The organism is Azospirillum sp. RU38E (assembly GCF_900188385.1).
GTDB lineage: Bacteria > Pseudomonadota > Alphaproteobacteria > Azospirillales > Azospirillaceae > Niveispirillum.
The window spans coordinates 1-18,754 of sequence record NZ_FZOI01000036.1 but is presented as its reverse complement, the minus strand read 5'-3'; the positions used below and the strand labels follow the sequence as shown (position 1 = coordinate 18,754).

The following is an 18,754-nucleotide window of genomic DNA, read 5'->3' as shown; positions in this document are numbered from 1 at the left end:
AACAACCGCACCAAGCCCATCAACCCGCCAAATCAGCCAAAACCAAGGGGGAGACCGCCGAAAACAAAACAAGCCTGATAATCCAAAATCAATTCGCCAGCCAAACCATCTGGGGAATTTTCAAGTGCCACTTCTGGGGATTTCTATTTCGCCCTTTACAACAGGGGCTTGTGGTGACGGACGGCAGCGAGCGCGCCGCCGTCTCTGCCGTCACCGGCAACGAGTGGACGCGGGGCAAGCTGGAAAAGCGGTTCGGCCAGACGTGGGCCGACTATCAGGCCGGGCAGGACAGGCCCGGACGGGCTGGCCTGGACCGTCCGGGACAGGCCGGACAGCGTGACCCCCAGCCCACGGCCAGCGTTCGCAGCCGCGCCGACAGCGAAGCCAAAGAGCATGCAGCTTGGATGCGGGAGCAGTACGAGCGTTTCCGGGCTGAATGGCTGCGTCAGGCCCGCCAATCCCGTCAGGCCGAAGTGACCAGCCAGAGCGCCGCCGCGTGGAGCCTGGAGCGCAGCATTCGGGCCAAGGAGGCGGAAGCCCGCCGCCAGGAAGCCCAGCGCCGCAAGGCCCTGGCCCGCGCCGTCGCCGGGCGGTTTGGCGGGTCTATGCTCTATGGGATGATCGACAGCCGCTATGAGCGGAGACGGCGGGAAGACTATGCCAAGGCCGCAGCCAGGTGGCAGCAGACCAAGGCCCAGATACAGGCGATCCCGCGCCACCAGGCCCCGGACTTTCGCACCTGGCTGAAATCACAAGCCACCCTCGGCAACGTGGTGGCCAGCCGTCATTTGCAGCGCATGGATGGGCTGGCCATCGACCCGACGCCGGCACAGCAGGCCCGACCGGTCCCCTTCCAGCAGGCCGCCCAGGCCGGGCGGCTGCCAGCCAGCCCGGCCCGACCGATGGACCCAGCACCGGTGGCTGAGCGGCCGACCGATGGAGCGATCGAAGCGGAATGGAAAGCCCTGGTGGCCGAGCGCACCGCCGATCTACGCCAACAGGCCCAGAAGCGGCTTGCGGTGGTGGAAAAGGAATGGTCGGCAGCAGACCGCTATTCCGACGAGGTGAAGCGGCAGCAGCCCAGGGAGCTGGAGGGAATGGCGCGGTTCGTGCCCGGTGCCACGGCCCGCTATGAAGCGGCCCGGCAGTCCTGGCACGAGGCAGCCGCCGCCGCCGAGAAGGCGCGGCGGGACGCCATGCACGAGGTCAACCAGCTTAAGGAGTTCCTGGTGGAAGGCTATGTCAGCAAGGACGCGGAAACCGTCCATATGCGGGCACGGAAGGACGTTGCAGCACAGCGCCCGGATCTAGCGCAGCGGATGGAACAGATCCACGAACGCCAGAAGGCCGAGCAGATGCAGGCCATAGAGCAGCGCCGTCAGGAGGCTTTGGAGCGGTTCCAGCAGAAGCGGGACCAGGAGAGGGGGCAGGGGCCGAAGGGGTGGAGCCGTTAAGCCCCAGCGGCCATTTCCTTCAAGCGGCGTAGGGCAGCATCGCCAGCTTCGTTATCCGCGCCTGCAATGATCCCATCATCGCAATCGTGACAGTGCCAACCGGGTTGATCGTAGGTCAGGGAATGGCCGCCCAGGGTGATTGTTTCGGGCCGTGTGCCCCGCGTCATCGTTCCCCCGCAGGAGGGGCAGGGCCGTTTCTTCAGGTCCATCTGGCGTTCCTATCCAAACAGCCATTTCCACCAGGGCAATGCTCACCAGGCAGGAGCGGCACAGGCTGTTTTCAGCTCTTTTAGCACGTCCCCTCTGTGCCTTGCTCCCCTGTCGTTTTCTTCTCCGAAGGCGGGGAGGGGATATCACCTAGCTTCCAGTAGTCGGTAGGGTCTTTGATAAAGGCGACACAACGTTCCAGTACCTCTTCCGCAGGCAGGCGGGTCGATCCTCTCATACTGCATTCCCAGATGGTCAGAACCCGCCAGCCGGCAGACAGCAAGGCAATGATACTCTGTTTGTCCCGCGCGCAATTGCCAGCAATCTTAGCTGCCCAGAATTCTTGTCGGGTTGCCGGCGGTTTGAATAGCGGGCAGTCATGCCCATGCCAAAAGCAACCATGGACGAAAACAACGGCACGGTACTGCGGGAATACCAAATCGGGGCACCCTGGCAGGTCTCGCCGGTGCAACCGGTAGCGCATACCTTTGGCGTGCAGACCACGGCGTATCAGCATTTCCGGCTTCGTATCCTTAGCCCGGATACGACTCATATTGTAGTGGCGCTGTCTTGGGGTTAGCACATCCATGATTATATGGTCGCGGGTGCCGTGGCATCTGAGATCATTGTACGCAAAGCGCCGGCAATCTCTGTTGCTGTCATGCCCGGCCGCAAGGTAACCGCCCCGAACCGGAAGCCTGTCCGGTAATCCGGGTGGAACAGGCGACCAGGCATTGGGGTATCCCGATAGCTGTGCCGGAGTACCGGCAAATGCGGGGTCAGAAGATAGGCAGCGGTGACGATGCCTTCGACCTTCCCCGATGTTGCTTCCCGCACCAGCGCATCCCGATATGTATGGATCGAACTGAGGGCATCATTCAGTCCATCATCAATCCGGTACTTGGCATCAAGTATGATCAATTGACCGGCTTCGTCTGGTGCGGCTGGCGACTGCATGGCAACCACATCCGGGGTCATGATGCGGCTATAAGAGCCATGACGATCAGGCTCAATCCAGAATTCCCGGTATTGCTTCTGGAAGCAGAGCTTCCAGCCGGTACCCACGTCTACTGTGACGGCCCCGGTTGCCAGCGTCACGCCCCCAGTGGCATCCGATATAAAAAGGTTTCCTGTATCGACTGCTTCCTGCCCGAAGGTTTCCGCTCCGGCTCTGACCAGCCGCAGGAAGCACCAAAGCTCATAAAGCTCAAACGTTCGGGCCAGAGGGAGATTAAGGAAGTCTCCGAATACGGCTGCAATACCCAGGTTCATATCACGCCAGAGCTGATAAAAGCGCCGGTAGGCTGGGTCATTGCGAAATATGGAGGATAGTACGAGGCGCGGGGGTGCGTCCCCGGCTTCGACAAAAGCCGGGGCACACGCAAGCTGGTTGATCCGCCGGCCGAGCCGTCTGCATCTGTTGATCCAAGTAACGATTTTCCGTTGCTGCCCGGTATCGCTGTCCGTGTTTTGTCGTTCCAGCAATTCAGCAACGGCTGCCAGCCAAGCTGCCCAGGAACGCAGACAGGCTCCCATCTGGCGGTGTTCTGGAAGGTCAAAGGAGCTACGACGCTGGCGAACCCGTATCTGTTGCGGCAGGAAGCCCTGTAGAGGAGCCGGCAAGTGCGAGGGTGCCCTTTGCTCTGATACAATCCGCCCAGAACGGAAAGATCGTAGAATTTCCGGGCCAGTGGCATGGGTCGCCCGATGATAAGGCAAAACGGCTTCTTCGGCCGCCAGACGACGGCGCGGATTACGCTGGATGCTGGCAACGACCTCTTCAAGAGCGTCGACCCTTGAGCGCAGGAATTCCAGGCGGGCAATTGCCGGTGGCCGAGTTCCGCTGCCACGGGCTACTGCTTTGCGAAAACTGCTGAGAGAGAACAGCGCGAAAGTGTCTTCCAGAATCTCCCGGACCATCGCGTCAAAGTCATCGCGGGTCAGCTTGCGGCGGTCAGGGTCGGTGATGACCTCGAACCGCTGTGGGGTCTGTCCGGGTATACGCAGCTCAGCTTCGATAGTCCCGGCATGGAAACCCGGTGACCAGCGCCAGCGTGCTGCATTGGGCACCAGTGCCCGCAAGGCTTCCAGCGGCACATCATCAATGAGCAGATCAGCGGTTGCCGCCTCTGTGCTATCCCGCAGCTCGAACAGATAGGTTCCCGTCTCCTTGACTTCGCCCGGAGCAACGGGCTCTGAGTCCGGCCAAACCTGCCAATGATTGCCGTTTGCCTCATTGACCAGGATGAGAGTTGCCATGGCCCGCTTACCGGCTGGCTTGGAACGAACCGAATTCGTCCAGATCGTTGATCAGTTTATTCAGAAAGGCTTGGGAACGTGGCAGGCCAGCCAGAGCCTTTGCGAGGCCGGTCAGCAGGCTCCGCTGTCGTTCCGCACCACGCAGTTTGACCAAAATTTTCTGAACCATCAGGTCATCGGTGACGCCGGCCGGGTCAGCATTAAAATGCTGCGCCGAGAACATATGATAGCGGACCACCTCTTCTGCGACCCGGTATCCGAACCCGAGGCCATGGGTAGCCATCAGCTTGTGAGCGGCCAGCAAATGGCTTTCACAGGCTGTACGCGCTGCTGTCAGTGACTGGTCACGGCTTTCCAGTTCGGCCAGAAAGCCGGCCAGATCAACTGCCGACATGTCGATGACATGCGCCCGATCCAGTACTTTGTCACTGACCGGGCTGGTAGTTTCGTCAATGTTGATAGTGCCGGTGATGTAAAGGTTTGGCGGAAGCGTCAGTTCCGCCGGAATGCTAGTCCCTGTTGATCCTTCCAGCGGGACGCCGCTGGAATGGAGCTGGAGGGCTTCTCCGGTTTCGATACAGGAGAGGACATCAGAAAAATAATATTCGACCCGCGCGAGGTTCATTTCATCAAGAACGACAAACACGGGGGAATCCCGATGCGCCGTTGCCAGCAGTACCGCCTCAAGGAAGGGGGGTACGACATAACGGTTTGAAAGCACGTCATAATAACCTGTCAATCCTGTCGGATCAGTCCACTCCGGGCGCACCGGGCAAACGAACAGGAAGGGATCAGGGGACTTGTTTGAGGTCAGGCCATGAACAGCACGGGTATATTTTAGGGCGAGCTGTGTCTTACCAGTGCCCGACAAGCCGGCAAGGATCACGAAATGCTTATGCTGCAAGAAATTCAGGGCGGCATGATACCGACGAACCTCCCCACCGGGATAATGGCCACCTAGCGCTTTAACGGCGCTTTCAATTTCTTCCACCGGGATCGTTACCGGCATTCGCTGCATAGCCGGGCTGACAGCAGCCGTATCCTGCCACACCCGCAGCTCATGGACTTTTTCCCTGCCAATCAGGCTGCCGAGATAGCCGACAAATTCCCGTGCAAGCAGACTGCGCCGGGCGGAGGCAGCCGGTGGCCAGATGCTGAACAGGATAGAGTCGATGCGGGCAAGGCAGTCAGGATCAAGTGGGGCGTCGCCCGGTCCTGGCCGAACCGATTCCATGAATTCATAATTGTGAAAAAATAAATTTCCACTTTCCGTGATGTAGAACTTGACGTTATTGCTAATCTTCCCCTGTTTTGCGCCAGAAATAGCAGCTTCTGCGTTCCTTTTTTCTCCTTCGTGGAACAGCTTGATCAGGCCACGGTTTACCCGGTCAGATTCACTGGTGACAGTAATTGCAAAATACACCTCATCCTGTGGTGGGAAGGTCAGAACGCACAGAAAGATAAACTGTTCGAGTGGTGCCGTCCGCCCCGCCGCAAGGCCAGCCGAATAGGCTTCAAGATTGTTGGTGCAGGCAAACAGGCCACCCTCAATCACGCGGGCACTATTAGAGAACCCGAAATTTCTAGCGACCCGTGCGCCGGGCCGGATTTCAGGTCTAGCCGAAACTGCCTGCTCAAACTGCTGCTGCCGCGTGCCTGCTGACATGATTGTCCTGTGCTTCCTGGCCCCGCAGGGCAGTCATAATAGTTGTCGCAAGAGCCCTAGCCATAAGGGGTGGAACGGCGTTCCCGATTTGCCGAAAGGCCGGGTTCATGGTTCCGCAGAAGACGAAACCATCAGGGAAAGACTGTAGGCGAGCGGCTTCACGCACGGAGATCGTTCGAGCCTGTCCGCTGTCATAGTGAATATGGCTGTAACTGTCTTTGCCCAGATGTGCCATCAGTGTGCGTGCAGGCTGATCGCGCCACATTTTCCGCCACTTATTCGGAAACTTGCTGGCGTCATATGGTGGGACAATCGAATCCTTCAGCCGTTTATATTCGGCTGAGCCTTCTTGGACTTTCTGGCCTTTGCGACGCAAAAGCGCAATTCGTTCTTCCAGCATGGCCAGGGCATGTTCGTGCGCCTGTGGGTATTGGTCGCCAGGGTTCAGCCGGGCGAATAATTCATAATCCCGAGGCAGATAGCGGATGACGTGATCCTTCAATCCTTCTTGCGGGGCCTCAAATCCCGGCCATTCCCGCATCATGCGGGCGTAGGCGGAGAGCTTTTGCATTCCTGGATATGGGAGAGCTAGATCAAACCGGCGGGCCCCCCTTTTCAGTTCACCGGAAGCAAGCTGCTGGCGTGCAAATATCGGCGGCAGGTCATGCAGGGCCTGTTCAGCAGAGACGGCCGCCGGCAAAGTCGGCAAAACGGCTGGTGGCTCAATATAATCATGCGCCTCACCGATCAGACCGTTCAATACCTTCAACGCAACGGCACGTGACCCCTCATAGCCTGGTGGCAAGATGGCCCAGTTGGTGGGCTGCGGGAACTGGACCTGTTGATCAATTTCCCGTCGCAGGGCGATCAGGAACATACGTTCGCGCATCTGCGGAACGCCAAAAAACACCGCATTCAGAAGGGTGTAGCCGCAGGTGTAGCCCTTTTCTTCGAGAACTTCGCAGATTTCTTCCGCGATGTTCTGGCCTCCGTGGTTCAGCACGTCGGGTACATTTTCAATCAGAACTGCCAAAGGCCGAATGACATCCACCCAGCGCAGGTACTCCTGATAGAGCCTAGCACGCGGGTCATGGCGGAAAGCCTGCGGATGAGCGTCAATCTCACGCAGTTTCGGTCGACCAACACGGGCAAAGGCCTGACAGGGGGGGCCACCGACAATTACATCAAAGGCATCTGCGGCGGGCCCCAGCTCTAGTTCCGCAGTGAATTCATCGGGACTGATCTGGGTAATGTCGCGTGCCTTACTATGCCGTGGGTCTCCGCCGTGAAAATTCAGCCCATGTGACCGTGCGGCATCCGGGTCAAATTCGACAGCACCCTTCAGCGTGAAGCCCGCCGCCTGAAACCCCAGCGACAGACCACCACAGCCGGCAAAAAGATCAAGAACCCTGGGCTTGCCGCCTGCGCGCAGGCGCAGCAGCTTCTTGCGGACCGTCTCTTCGCAGGTCATGCGCGTGCCCCTTTCGTCCTGGGCAGACGCAGCGGTAATTCGGTCTGGTCGCTATGTTCATCCAGGAACCGGACAATCGCAGCCCTTATGACCCAAGCTGCTGAAACATCATTTGCGTCTGCCAAAGCCTGGATTCGGCTATGGGCATCCTCTGGCAGGATAACAGAGGTTCGCACGGATTTTTTTGCCTCAGCCGCAGCCATTGAAGTTTCCCGGATGAATGTTGCACCCAGGTTATGGCACAAGGATGAATTATGCACCACTTTCTGATTAGGTGAATGAACGTCAGGGGAGTGCCCTGCCAATCAGATAAGGAAGGCTCCCTACCCGTCCGCACCGCCCTGGCGGCCATTCCGATCCACTCCCCACCGGTTGCGTATTTCCTCCCCGCTCTGTTTTTCCATAACGCCCGATCTCGCGCTTATAACACGCAGGGGTCGAAAGTCCGGGCCAACGGGGGGGGGCAGTTAGCCTTGCCATGGCTTCTGCAGGTCGGACCAAGCGGGAATGCACAGTTGGCTGGTTAGAGTCCGTTGGGAAAGGTCCTCTAAGTAAATATGAGGGGATATTGTAGTATGGCAGCCCGCCCCGAATGGTTGAATGAGCTTTCCGTGGTTTGGACTTCCGAGAACAGGTCGCGCTATGATCGCCGCGGCCAAAGATATCCAAGTGATCTCACGAATGAGGAGTGGCCCATTCTGGAGCCCCTATTGCCTGTTCCTACCGGGAAAGGGTGCCCACGCGCGCATGCGCTTCGTGAAGTCATGAACGGCATTCGCTACGTCCAACGCTATGGCATTCCTTGGGACGCCATGCCCAAGGACCTCCCTCCTGGCAGCATCTGCTACGACTATTGGCGCTTGCTGATCGATGGCGGGCATATGGAGCGGATCAACCATCACTTGGTGATGGCCGACCGTGAAAAGGCGGGGCGCGAGGCCAGTCCGACGCTGGCGATCATCGATGCCCAGTCCGTGAAGTGCGATGCCCCGCAGGGCAAACGCGGCTACGACGCGGGCAAGAAGGTGCTGGGGCGCAAGCGTCATGTCGCCGTCGACAGTGATGGCCGCCTGCTCGCCGTCAGAGTGACCACGGCCGATGTCCAAGACCAGGATGGCGGCATTCCCCTGGTTCGACGTCTCGTGCGCCTCTGCCCCTGGATCAGGACCATCGTCGTCGATAGTGGCTACAAGAATCGGTTCATTGATGCCGTTCAAGCCGGTGGATCGCGTGCTGTCGAAGTCATCAAACGGCCAGCTTTCGCGAAAGGGTTCGTCTTGCTGCCAAAACGATGGCGGGTCGAGCAAAGCCTTGGCGCGATGACCATATCTCGACGCCTTAAGATCGACTATGAAACCCTCATCCACGTCTCGGTCGCAGCCATGATCTTCGCATCGATAACCAGGCTCATTGCCTCAATAACTATGCGATGACCCTTTCCCAACGGACTCTAATAACGGCGCCAATGATCCAGCCGTGGGACATGTCGGACATGTCCGTCATGCCCTGATCACGCGGACAGCGGGAAGTCCAAAAAATAACGCTTTGATTATAAACGGAAATATTTTGGCACGATTCATGATCAAGCGTAGCCCACACCGCAAGTCAGGCGAGTGAACAAACGGTATGTGGGGAAATTCCCGCTTTCCATCGCGCACTCACGCGCAGTTCAGGACATCACAGACACAGACGAGGATAATGGACATGTCACGTACCACATTCAGCATTCCTCAGGTTAATCCGCTTGTTCCCGACGGAGACAAGGCGAATGACAGAATCGAAGTCTATATTCAGTTTATCGGGAACACGGCCGATCCCCAGCACAATATTCCGGGCCAAGAGGTCCCAGGTCTGGCACATAAGGTGCAGGTCGATACCGGATCAATCGGAATTGTCATTCCAGAGGAGATACTCCACGTCGACGGGGACAAGACAAAAGATCTTCTGCCGGGCGTTACGAAGGGCCCAGCCTGCAAAATCAAGTATGAACCAAGCAATGACCAGATTGAAGGCAATTTCTATAAAGTTCCGTCCGTCGCTATCGGACAGAATCCGGATGGCACCTTTGTTGGCCACACCGCCCAGATCACGGTGATGGGTGCAACCAACATGGGTATGGACTATGGTATGATGGGAATTGGTTTCGATCGTCAGGGTGGACCATCAGCCCCCGGCTACGCTCTTGACAATCCCTATATCAACTTCGTCGGAATGAGCGCTGGGGATCCACTTGTGTCTTACACGATCACTCCGACGGAAACGGTCATCGGACTGAATCTGCCGGATTATCAACTTCAATATGGTCGTCTTCTTGCCAATCCAACGGAGATCAAACTGGAACCTGCCAGCCCAAAAACATCTGGTTCGGGCCTCAATCAGAAAAACTGGCTTACTCCACAGCTTCAAATATCAATCTCTACCTTGGGATCCCCGATTTCGGCCGCTGTCCTTACGGATACCGGAGTCACCGTGATGATGATGTCCTGCACGACTCCAGATTGGGCAGATAATCTTGATGGAGCATCTGTATCGGTTTCCGCCAACTACACTACATTCCAAATGCCGTATAATATCCAATTTACCCTTACCGAGAAGGATGGAAAATACTTCCCGGTGGCCGATTCAAGCTCGGATGCCCCCTCTGAGTTTCTCCCCCGGGCGGTGGGAACAGCGACGGAGAATTTCGTCAATACGGGTATCCACCCGCTGTTCACTCACAGCTACTATTACAATGCTCAGAATGGGTACGTCTGCTTCGGTGCCCCCACGAGGGCCAAAAACGTGACCTGAAAGTCGGCGGGCACAGAAGCTGACCAGGCCATAGGCCGGAAATGTCCTGATCTCCAACCGGCAATCAAAAGCCACCGCCGTCTAATCGGCGGTGGTGGCCACCTGCCTGAACTTTCGAAAGGGTCTACAAACTGTTCTTGCGGACGCCTGCGCGATATATGGCGAGGAGCCGTGCTTTCCCACCGCCATTATCGGATGGACACGGGACGACTTCGATCGTGTCCCCGGTCGTGGTGTAGGAGCGGCTGCGTTATCGCGTTCTGCGGCCTGTCTGGCCGGTTGTCTCATGCGGCCACGGCGGGCAGCATGATGATGGGATCATCGCTGAGTGGGGGTGCCGACACGAAAGTGCTCATATTGTCCGGTTCGATAGAACATTAGTCGAACGGTGGCGGATCGGCTCAAAGGGCCTGTCCGCAAAACGTAGATTTGCCGGACTTGTTCAAGCTGTCCGTCTACCGCGCTGCACGGCGGGAAAGCGGACGATTTGATTTCGGGGTCTGAGTAGCAGGGGAACCGAAAACCTCGGTAAGCCCTCCGTGCGTCTCGATAGGGTCTACAGCGGCCCTATGGGCAGTCTCAGAACGCCGAATAGAACTCTATCGAGACGCGGAAAGCGTCTCAGCATCTCGCCTTGCTGGGGTCTACCCCAGCGGGATGGTGCACAGAAACGGCAGGTTTGCTGGGGTGCAGCGCTTACCTAGAGCATCGCGCGTGAAAGCGGAATCGAAGGATTCCCTTTAAGGTCTGGATGTGATTCATCTTATTCGGAGGTGGATCATGGGCAAGGCGTATTCAGAAGATCTTCGGGAACGCGTCGAAGCGCGGATAGCGTCGGGACATTCCCGGCGAGATGCCGCGCGGCATTTCGGCGTGAGTGCGAGCTTTGCGGTAAAGCTGGCGCAACGTGTTGCGGCGACGGGTTCGGTAGCCCCCGGTCGCCAAGGGCGCCCACCCGGTCACGGCAAGCTGGCGGATTGCTTGCCGCGGCTGATCGCCTGGGTGGAGGCGGTGCCAGATATCTCGATGCCGGAATTGGCGGCGAAGCTGAAAGCGTCCACCGGCGTGGTTGCCCATCCGGCCTCGTTGTCCCGGGCCTTGCTGAAGGCGGGGTTCAGCACCAAAAAAAACACTTCTGGCATCCGAGTGCGAACGCGCTGATGTCCGAAAGGATCGGCAGGTCTGGCGGACGCACCGTCAACCCCGGATGCGCGAAGAACCCCATCGCCTTGTGTTCATTGACGAAACGGCGACAACCACGAAAATGACGAGGGCACGCGGTCGGGCCCGTCGGGGACAGTGCTTGAAGGCGCGGGCACCGTTCGGTCACTGGAAGACCCAGACCTTCATTGCCGCCTTGCGCTGCGATGGGCTGACCGCGCCATGGCTTATCAACCAGCCCATGAACCGGGTGCTCTTTGAAACCTATGTCGAAACCCAGTTGGCGCCAACGCTGCGTCCGGGCGACGTCGTTATCCTCGATAACCTGTCCAGCCATAAAAGCGAGAAGGCCAAGGCCATCATTGAGAAGGCGGGGGCATGGATCCTGTTCTTGCCCCCATATAGTCCGGACCTTAACCCCATCGAGATGGCCTTCGCCAAGCTCAAAGCCCACCTCCGCCGCATCGGTGCCAGGACCATTGACGACCTCTGGAGGGCCATCGGAAACATATGCGACCTCTACGATCCAGACGAATGCTGGAACTACCTCAAGGCAGCAGGGTATGCATCCGATTAAAAGCACGATGCTCTAGGTTTTCCGTTCGCTTGCTACTCGCCCCCCATTTCCGGACGGGATTGCGGACAGTCGTTCTTTTTACGTTCGCCCGAGCCGGACAATATGAGCACTTTCGTGTCCGGACCCCTAAGAGCGATCTCTTGTTCTAGATAAGGAGCCATCAGTATGGCGGCACGACTGTGCCGGCACAGTCGGCGAACTCTTCCGTTCCCCGCCCGGTGATAGCGGCCGCCTTGTCGTCATAGGCGTCTCTGCATTTCGCGCTGCAAACCCAGTGCGGATTATGGAACTTACGGGGTTCTGGCATCAACATGCCGCACTCTCGGCATTGCCCGCGCGTCCATTCTAAGTCGGGATGGATCTTCTGTGCCCTGGCTAGCCGAGCGTTGAAAAGTTGCTCATCCAGCAGCCGGGCAAGGTCAAGGTCATGAATGCGCCAACTCTTGCCAACTTTGATGCCGACCAACTCACCCGCTCGCAGCCATTCCCGCACCGTTTTCGGGCTGATAGCCAGCCGTTCCGCGATTTCCTCTGGTGACGAAAACTCGCTCATAGCGCCCTCCTATCGTTCGATAGTAGCCACAATAGCCATTTGTTCGATAACGGTCAAATTGTTTTCAAACGGACATATATGGAGATGTATCAGTAAACCTATCCCAGGGGGGTTGCGGGTGGGTGGAGGAGAAGTGTCTCCCTTTCATTTAAACGGAAAGTATGGCATGATAGCATGTAAACATGTGGTCATGTAGGGATATACACATGCCAACAATCGCAATCATCAGCCAGAAGGGCGGCGCGGGGAAAACAACATTGGCTCTGCACATGGCCGCCGCTGCCGAGGATGCTGGCTATACCGCATTGCTGATTGACCTGGACCCACAGGCGACAGCGAGCCAATGGGCAGCGTGGCGGCTGGATGCCCCCCCCGTGGTGATCGATAGTGCCCCCCCTCGCCTCGCCGCCAAAATCAAACAGGCAACCGGACAGGGCGCGGAGTTCATAGTGATCGACACTCCCCCTCATGCTGACAGTGCCGCCAGTGCGGCTGTCGAGGCTGCTGATCTAGTCTTGATCCCATGTCGACTGAGCGCATTCGATTTAGCTGCGATCAAGACAACCGCCAGCCTTGTGAAGATGCGCGGCAAGCCGGCTTTCGTGATCTTTACCGCCGGAAGCCCGGTCGCGCCGCGCATGTATGAAGAAGCGGCACAACTTGTTCAGGATTATGGGCTGGAGGCCTGTCCCCACCATATCGCGGATCGTGCAGCCTTTCGCCATGCGGTAGCTGAAGGGAAAACCGCAATGGAGATCGAGCCGAACGGAAAAGCTGCTGATGAGGTGCGGCAGCTCTATATGTGGACATGCAATCATGTGAACATGCAGTCACACAAAAAGCGGAGGACTGGTGCATGAGTCGGAAAGGGTCGTTGCTTGCATTGCGGGATCGTAGCCCCGCGCCATCGTTGGCCACGGCTGAACCGGAGAAGGCAGCACTGCCGGCATCTTCTAACGGTGTCGGCCCTAGTCCAGTTGCGCCAAGCCGCCAGGGCAAGAAGGCCATGACAGGTTACTTTAGCCCTGAAATGTCTTTCGCCATGCACATGACCGCTCGCAAGCATGGAATGAGCCTGCAGGATGCGATGGCTGAGTCATTCAATGACTGGCTACGCAAGATGGGGGAAAGCCCCGTAGGTAAATAGTTATGCTCACATGCAAACATGTGGCCATGACCACATGTTTGCATGTGAGCTACCGTATTGGCTTCCGTTCGTGTCGTTTCTTGCAGAAGCCGATGAAGGCCCCGGCCGGATTTTTGAGTTCAGGCTTACCCATGTCCTGCCACCACGATACCCATTCGTCGTAGAGCGCATAAACATCATAGCCAGGCGCAGCGGTTTTGGCGTCGTGCATGGCTTCAGGGTCGATGTAGGGCGTATCGTTCGCGATCCTAATGGGATCGGACTGGGTCTTAAGGCCGGTGCGGTTACGAAACAGGATAACGTCATCGTCCATCGTGACAGCATAGTCCGGGAAATGACCGTGTTCCGCGTCGTGCTCGCAGACTTTCTTGACCAATGCCCGGAACACCCGGAGAGGGCTGCTGGAACCACATTTCTTCTGTAGCAGCTCCAGCCCGATCTTCCATTCGTCCTTCACACCACAATGTTTGCGGGCCAGTTCATACATACGCCGCTCGAACGGTTTACGGAGCCGGAAATAGTCTCTGTGGAGTGTGAGGACATTCTTGCTGATGACAGAGCGATACACCCAATCCGACAAGGTAATTTCTAGATCGAGCATCCGACCGTCAAATGTCTTGCGGGTGATTTTGGCTTCCTCGATTAAGCCAAAAATTCGCGTTTCCTCAACGCCACCAGTCTGAATGTTAGTACGCACGGTCGTTCCGCGCAGGCGAGTAAGTGCGTCAGCCATGAGCCGATAGCCTTCACCGCTGGTCTGACGGTTGGTAGCAACCAACATGTCATAGGCTTGCAAACGGAGAGTACGGTTTGGAGCTTCCCCTTGGTTCATCTTCGCGACTAGCTGCGAGATGCAATAAATCAAAATATCCTTGTCGTGGATCGTCGCTAGGCCTTTCCCCGAGGGAATGATTTCAATGATGCTGCCGTTATGCTCGTAGCGCCGCATGCGGTTGTCTGGCTTAGTCGAGAGCGAGAAAACCGGATGCTCCATTGAAGCCATGTCGTCCTTGGGTATGGCATCTAGAACGTCGCAGATGAATAGGTCTTGGTTGGGATGACGCACTGGCAGCAGGGGCGCGCGATCATCGCCGTCTACTGACTCGGACGGCGCAGCATCAAACAGAGTCGGGAAAGGGTCTGCCGTCATTTGGGTGACGCCACCGTCTATCGTCATTTCAATAACAGATGGGTAGCATCGTCATTTCATATACACAAGGGGATTATCGTCATTTCAGAATCGGTCCCGTCGTATCGTCATTTCAATTACGCTATAGCGGTCAGAGATGCTTCGTCAGAGCGGAATCGCTTCTTCGTCACTCTGGATTCAGGCTTTCGTCAGAGTGGATTCACTTCTAGGCAAAAACATAAGAAAAATCCTTTTTGTTTCAGTATGATATTGCGACAGAGAAAATGCGTAACACATAATTTAACCCATATTTTAACACACCATTGCGTGTGGATAACTTAAGCCCTTGACGGCCTAGCTGAACTCAACAAACTACGCTTGCCACATTTGATCTACCAGAATTGCCAGCAGCCGCCCCTCCGGGCGGTTGTTTGCATTTCAACCAGCCGCGTCGCAAGGCAAGTCCGACACTGCCGAGCAGCCAGACCACGAGTTACATAAACCAGCCAACCTATGGAGGCTGCAGTTTCAAACTGGTCAAGGCCCGGAGCAGTCACGTTCAATTTTCCTGACATGCTCCAGCCGAAGGATATGGGGTTTTGCTCGCCAGGAGGCAGAGAAACCGCCCCCTAGCGCTTCATCCTACAGCCTCAGTGATATGGGTTCGGGTCGAACTGACCAGAGAAGCCGGGATCATTCAGGTAGTTCAGCCGATCCAGCAGATAGGGTCGTTCACCGGTCAGGAACACCAGCGGCTTTGTCGGCCCCAGGCGCATAACCTCATCCGGCGTCAGCAGCGCCCGACCCGTGAACTGTTCATTGTTCGATTTGGACGAGGCTTTCATGAACTGCCGTGACGTGCCCTCGGTTTCGTATACGACCGTGGCACTGCCCAGGCTGTCGCTGATGTATTTGGCCGTGTCGAAATCGGCGGTTCCGAAAAACTGCTTTGCGGCATTGGCCGTGAAGGTCTGCCACTTCGGATAAACGCCCCGTAGCTGGCTTATGTCCTGCACGAAAATCCAGAACGAAACGCCGTAGCCGCGCACCAGGCTAATCGCGTCCTCAATCATCGACATGCGCCCGAGCTGGGCGAACTCGTCCAAGAAGAACGCCACGTTATGGGCTGGCTTCCTGGCATCTGCCGTCAGGGCAGCCAGGGCCGAGCCGATCAGGCCGCGCATGAACCGCTTGTTCTGTTCCAGGCGGTTCGGCGGGATCACCACATAGACCGTCACCGGTCTGGCCTTCATATCGGCAAAATCGAAGCTGGACCGGGCCGCGGCTTCCACGATCCGGGGATCATCCAGAAAGGCGGTATGCCGCCGGGCGGTGGAAAGGATGCTGCCCCGCTCCCTGTCCCCGGTCGACATGAGGGAGTTTGCGGCCCGCGCCGGGACGCCGTAGGCCGCGTCAGGGTCCGCCACCATGTCCGCCATGACGGCCAGGAAGGACGGTTCATCCAGCGTCAGGAGCCGCCGGACCTCGCCTAGATGCCGCCGGGACGGATCGGGCAGGCCAGCGACGTGCAGAAGCAGGCCCTGGATGAGGTTATGGGCGGTTTCGTCAAAGTGTGCCCCCTCGCCCCCGGAAGGGACGACAAGGCATTCAGCAAGGCTCGCAGCCTCGCCCACGCAGTCGGGATGCGTGACGTTGAGCCGATCCAGCCAGTTGAAGGCGTCACGGGCCGGGCCGGTGACGCCGAACGGATCGAGGACAAAGACCTTATGCCCCTGTTCGGCCCTGTGGCGGGCTGTGACAGCGTAGTTTTCGCCCTTGATGTCCAGAACCAGCGCCGACCCAGGATAGGCCAGGAGGTTCGGAATCACGGCCCCTATGCCCTTGCCCGTCCCGGTGGGGGCGCAGGTCAGGACGTGGCCGGTGTGCAGGAAGGGCTTGCCGGACAGCCGCCCCAGCATGAAACCCGATTGCGGGCGGGGCGGAATGTGCCCGGCCCCGCTGGCTTGAGCCAGGGTGCCCCAGGCCGCCGAGCCGTGCAGGGGGTGCTTTTTTGTGACTTTCAGTCCATCGGTTCCCATGCGGCCAGTTGACCGCAGCCCCCCGCCACGTTTGGCAGGATTGATAGACAATCCCGTGTCAGACACGAACAGGATAAAGCCACCGACAGACAGCGCGGCCAGGAGATAGTTGACCCATGCAGGCAGCAAAAAGGCGATGATGACAGTCCCTATGGAGACTGCCACCATAGTTGGCTGGAAAGCAGACCCTTCCAGCTTCAACAGTGGTGGCCTGTCCTTGATGCCTGTTATCAGCGCTGAGATAGTGAACATGGCGAGGACGACGCCGACCGTGAGCGCTGCCAAATAACGGACCAATACCGGCGCGAAGACGTGAATAACCCAGACGAGCAGGGCGAGGACAAAGTTAGCGGCAGTCGCACGGATCAAGGTATGCTGTCGCACTGTCTTTCTTTTCACGAAAAACAGTGCCGTCAGGAATACCATAGCGGTCCAGGCAAAGACCGCTGTTATGTGTCCCAGCCGTGTCCCAAAATCACCGAAATAGCTTGCCGCTTCATTCATCATAAACCGCCTTCTACCTTGTCATCGGTCTTGCGCGTGGTCTGGCGGCGCTTGCGCGCCGTGCCGCTCGCCTTCTTCTTTTCGGAATAGTATTGGCGCAGGGTGGAGGCGCTGATCTTGCAGCCGCTTTCTTCCAGCAGCTTGGCGATTTCCTCATAGGAATAGCCCTTGTCGATGGCGTCCGTGATCTTGTCATAGAGCGCATCAACAACGGCCATCATGCCGCGCGGAGATTTGGCCTTCGGTTCCAGTGCATCCAGTGCGCTGGCTGCCTTGGAAATGGCATCATTGGTCGTGGTCATGTCGCGGTTTCTCCATGCGGGTTGCGTGTAAAAACCCTTATCAAAAATCGTGTCACGACGCCACAGCTTCAAAAGCCTGCCTGTCCGTGGTATCATCACCTTCAGCGCATAGACCTTGTGAAGCGTTTTGGTTTGGTCGGTTCAGCGGGATAGAAGCAAGCAATGCCTAGAGTTAACCGCGCGGTGGCGGTTCTCTCTAGACGCTTGCCGGGGGGAAAGCCCCCTGGACCCCCGCCGACCTATCCCGTTCGCTTCGCTCATGGGGATATGTCGGCAAGGAAAAGGACAGATGAGCAGCGGCAGCGAAACCCGGAAGCGTCCCCACATTCTCCCCATCCGTCTATCGGATGAGGAACGGGAGACGCTTGCCGCTCGCGCCCAGGCTGCCAACCGGAGCGTTGCGGGCTATGTCCGCGCCGTGGCGCTTGAACAGTCGCCCCGCACCCGTGACACCATGGCGCTGATAGCCGCGCTGTCCCGCGTCGGGAACAACCTGAACCAGCTTGCCAAGTAGGCGAACAGGACCGGCCATGTTGAAGCGGCGGAAGCCCTGAAACCGGTTCTTGCCGACCTGCGCGCGATCATGGAAGGGCTGGCATGATAAGCGGCGTCAGCCACGGCAACGGCTTCAAGGGAGCCGTCGCCTATGTCACCGATAAGGAAGACGCCAGGGTATTGGACCTGCGCGGCGTGTTCTCCGAACGCACCGCTGCAACCGAGATGCGCGCGGTAGCGGCGCAGTCCGAGCGCGTCCAGAAGCCGGTTTATCACCGCTGGTTCCGGGTGGCAGAAGGGGAGAACCTGACAGACGCGCAATGGCTTTCGGTGGTCGATAAGGCAGAGCAGGCGCTAGGGCTGGACGGACACCAGCGCGTTGTCGTCCGACATGGCGATGACCATGTGCATGTCGTATGGAACCGGGTAAACCCAGAGACATACAAAGCGCAGAAAGTTTCACACGACTTTGCCAAGTGTGAACAGGTCTGCCGACAGGCCGAAATCGACTATGGCTTGCAGGCAGTTCCCGGCCATCATTCATGGAAGCAGGCAGGGGCAGAACAGGCCCCAGCCGCGCGGCAGGCGACCCCAGGCGAGCAGCGGCACGAAGACCGGACAGGCCGGGAGCCGTTTGCCCGGATCGTGGCGGACGTGGCGGCAGATGCGTTCAAGGCGGCCCAGTCGTGGGGCGATCTGGCCGACCGCCTGCAACGCGGCGGCCTCACCCTGCAGCCTTATCGACAGGTGTCGCTGGCGGGATAAAACTCCCCAGAAGTGGCGAATGAAAAGTCCCCAGTTTTGGCAGAGGGCAAGGCCCCGGGGGGCATGCCCCCCGGGGCCTTGCGGCCATCTCACCGCCATCCTGTCTCCCGCTGTCTGCGGGGAGGATGCCGGTGATCAAACTTGGGGACCTTGTCATGATTCTGGACCTTGCCCGCCAAGGGCTATCCGTTTCCGCCATCGCCCGCCGTACCGGTTTCGACCGCAAGACCGTGCG

The 18,754-nt window shown here is 58.0% G+C and carries 18 protein-coding genes; 8 read left to right on the top strand and 10 right to left on the bottom strand.

Going from position 1 to position 18,754, the window contains the following annotated elements:
• Positions 1-173 precede the first annotated feature (173 nt).
• On the top strand, positions 174-1,454 hold the full coding sequence (locus CHB97_RS25150) for a hypothetical protein (RefSeq protein WP_143271201.1): 1,281 nt from the start codon (positions 174-176) through the stop codon (positions 1,452-1,454).
• On the opposite strand, the gene CHB97_RS27150 is transcribed toward CHB97_RS25150, so the two are convergent.
• The 6 genes from CHB97_RS27150 to CHB97_RS27145 all read right to left on the bottom strand — a co-directional run bounded on the left by CHB97_RS27150 (position 1,451) and on the right by CHB97_RS27145 (position 7,260).
• Entirely contained in the window at positions 1,451-1,663 is a 213-nt protein-coding gene (locus CHB97_RS27150; RefSeq protein WP_089290778.1) for a YgiT-type zinc finger protein, read from the bottom strand. The genes CHB97_RS25150 and CHB97_RS27150 overlap by 4 nt on opposite strands.
• An 80-nt stretch (positions 1,664-1,743) precedes the next feature.
• Positions 1,744-2,214: a very short patch repair endonuclease gene (locus tag CHB97_RS25140; RefSeq protein WP_244559705.1), complete on the bottom strand. Its 471-nt coding sequence runs from the start codon at positions 2,212-2,214 to the stop codon at positions 1,744-1,746.
• A gap of 38 nt (positions 2,215-2,252) precedes the next feature.
• Complete coding sequence (locus tag CHB97_RS25135) at positions 2,253-3,920, bottom strand: DUF2357 domain-containing protein (protein WP_089290776.1); 1,668 nt, start codon at positions 3,918-3,920, stop codon at positions 2,253-2,255.
• A gap of 7 nt (positions 3,921-3,927) precedes the next feature.
• The gene (locus CHB97_RS25130) at positions 3,928-5,586 is read right to left on the bottom strand and encodes an McrB family protein (RefSeq protein ID WP_089290775.1); all 1,659 of its coding nucleotides are present in this window, start codon (positions 5,584-5,586) and stop codon (positions 3,928-3,930) included.
• Positions 5,555-7,057 carry a DNA cytosine methyltransferase gene (locus CHB97_RS25125; RefSeq protein ID WP_089290774.1) on the bottom strand — a complete coding sequence of 501 codons (1,503 nt, stop codon included), beginning with the start codon at positions 7,055-7,057 and terminating at the stop codon, positions 5,555-5,557. The genes CHB97_RS25130 and CHB97_RS25125 overlap by 32 nt, the downstream gene beginning before the upstream one ends.
• Positions 7,054-7,260, bottom strand: coding sequence for a CopG family transcriptional regulator (locus tag CHB97_RS27145; protein ID WP_089290773.1), 207 nt, complete (start codon positions 7,258-7,260; stop codon positions 7,054-7,056). The genes CHB97_RS25125 and CHB97_RS27145 overlap by 4 nt, the downstream gene beginning before the upstream one ends.
• Before the next feature lie 372 nt (positions 7,261-7,632).
• Here CHB97_RS27145 and CHB97_RS25115 point away from each other — a divergent pair, with 372 nt between their 5' ends.
• The 3 genes from CHB97_RS25115 to CHB97_RS25105 all read left to right on the top strand — a co-directional run bounded on the left by CHB97_RS25115 (position 7,633) and on the right by CHB97_RS25105 (position 11,585).
• Positions 7,633-8,490, top strand: coding sequence for an IS5 family transposase (locus CHB97_RS25115; RefSeq protein WP_089290772.1), 858 nt, complete (start codon positions 7,633-7,635; stop codon positions 8,488-8,490).
• 271 nt (positions 8,491-8,761) lie between these two features.
• Positions 8,762-9,847: a hypothetical protein gene (locus CHB97_RS25110; protein ID WP_089290771.1), complete on the top strand. Its 1,086-nt coding sequence runs from the start codon at positions 8,762-8,764 to the stop codon at positions 9,845-9,847.
• A 780-nt stretch (positions 9,848-10,627) separates the two neighbouring features.
• A protein-coding gene (locus CHB97_RS25105; RefSeq protein ID WP_089290770.1) for an IS630 family transposase occupies positions 10,628-11,585 on the top strand; the annotation gives its coding sequence in 2 pieces (ribosomal slippage) (positions 10,628-10,953 and positions 10,952-11,585; 960 coding nt in all).
• Between the two features lie 160 nt (positions 11,586-11,745).
• On the opposite strand, the gene CHB97_RS25100 is transcribed toward CHB97_RS25105, so the two are convergent.
• Positions 11,746-12,138 carry a helix-turn-helix domain-containing protein gene (locus tag CHB97_RS25100; RefSeq protein WP_089290769.1) on the bottom strand — a complete coding sequence of 131 codons (393 nt, stop codon included), beginning with the start codon at positions 12,136-12,138 and terminating at the stop codon, positions 11,746-11,748.
• Between the two features lie 206 nt (positions 12,139-12,344).
• Here CHB97_RS25100 and parA point away from each other — a divergent pair, with 206 nt between their 5' ends.
• Both parA and CHB97_RS27140 read left to right on the top strand, forming a co-directional pair.
• Positions 12,345-12,998, top strand: a complete 654-nt coding sequence (gene parA, locus CHB97_RS25095; RefSeq protein WP_089290768.1) for a ParA family partition ATPase — start codon at positions 12,345-12,347, stop codon at positions 12,996-12,998.
• Positions 12,947-13,285: a ribbon-helix-helix domain-containing protein gene (locus tag CHB97_RS27140; protein ID WP_371333140.1), complete on the top strand. Its 339-nt coding sequence runs from the start codon at positions 12,947-12,949 to the stop codon at positions 13,283-13,285. The genes parA and CHB97_RS27140 overlap by 52 nt, the downstream gene beginning before the upstream one ends.
• A 49-nt stretch (positions 13,286-13,334) precedes the next feature.
• Here the strand turns inward: CHB97_RS27140 and CHB97_RS25085 are convergent, their stop codons facing one another.
• The 3 genes from CHB97_RS25085 to CHB97_RS25075 form a co-directional block, all read right to left on the bottom strand.
• On the bottom strand, positions 13,335-14,435 hold the full coding sequence (locus CHB97_RS25085) for a replication initiator protein A (RefSeq protein ID WP_089290780.1): 1,101 nt from the start codon (positions 14,433-14,435) through the stop codon (positions 13,335-13,337).
• Between the two features lie 629 nt (positions 14,436-15,064).
• Entirely contained in the window at positions 15,065-16,960 is a 1,896-nt protein-coding gene (locus CHB97_RS25080; RefSeq protein ID WP_089290766.1) for a type IV secretory system conjugative DNA transfer family protein, read from the bottom strand.
• Positions 16,957-17,259, bottom strand: coding sequence for a hypothetical protein (locus tag CHB97_RS25075; RefSeq protein WP_089290765.1), 303 nt, complete (start codon positions 17,257-17,259; stop codon positions 16,957-16,959). The genes CHB97_RS25080 and CHB97_RS25075 overlap by 4 nt, the downstream gene beginning before the upstream one ends.
• Before the next feature lie 289 nt (positions 17,260-17,548).
• Between CHB97_RS25075 and CHB97_RS25070 the strand changes: the two genes are divergently transcribed.
• Positions 17,549-17,773 carry a hypothetical protein gene (locus CHB97_RS25070; RefSeq protein ID WP_089290764.1) on the top strand — a complete coding sequence of 75 codons (225 nt, stop codon included), beginning with the start codon at positions 17,549-17,551 and terminating at the stop codon, positions 17,771-17,773.
• Between the two features lie 83 nt (positions 17,774-17,856).
• Positions 17,857-18,519: a relaxase/mobilization nuclease domain-containing protein gene (locus CHB97_RS25065; protein ID WP_089290763.1), complete on the top strand. Its 663-nt coding sequence runs from the start codon at positions 17,857-17,859 to the stop codon at positions 18,517-18,519.
• Positions 18,520-18,754 lie beyond the last annotated feature (235 nt).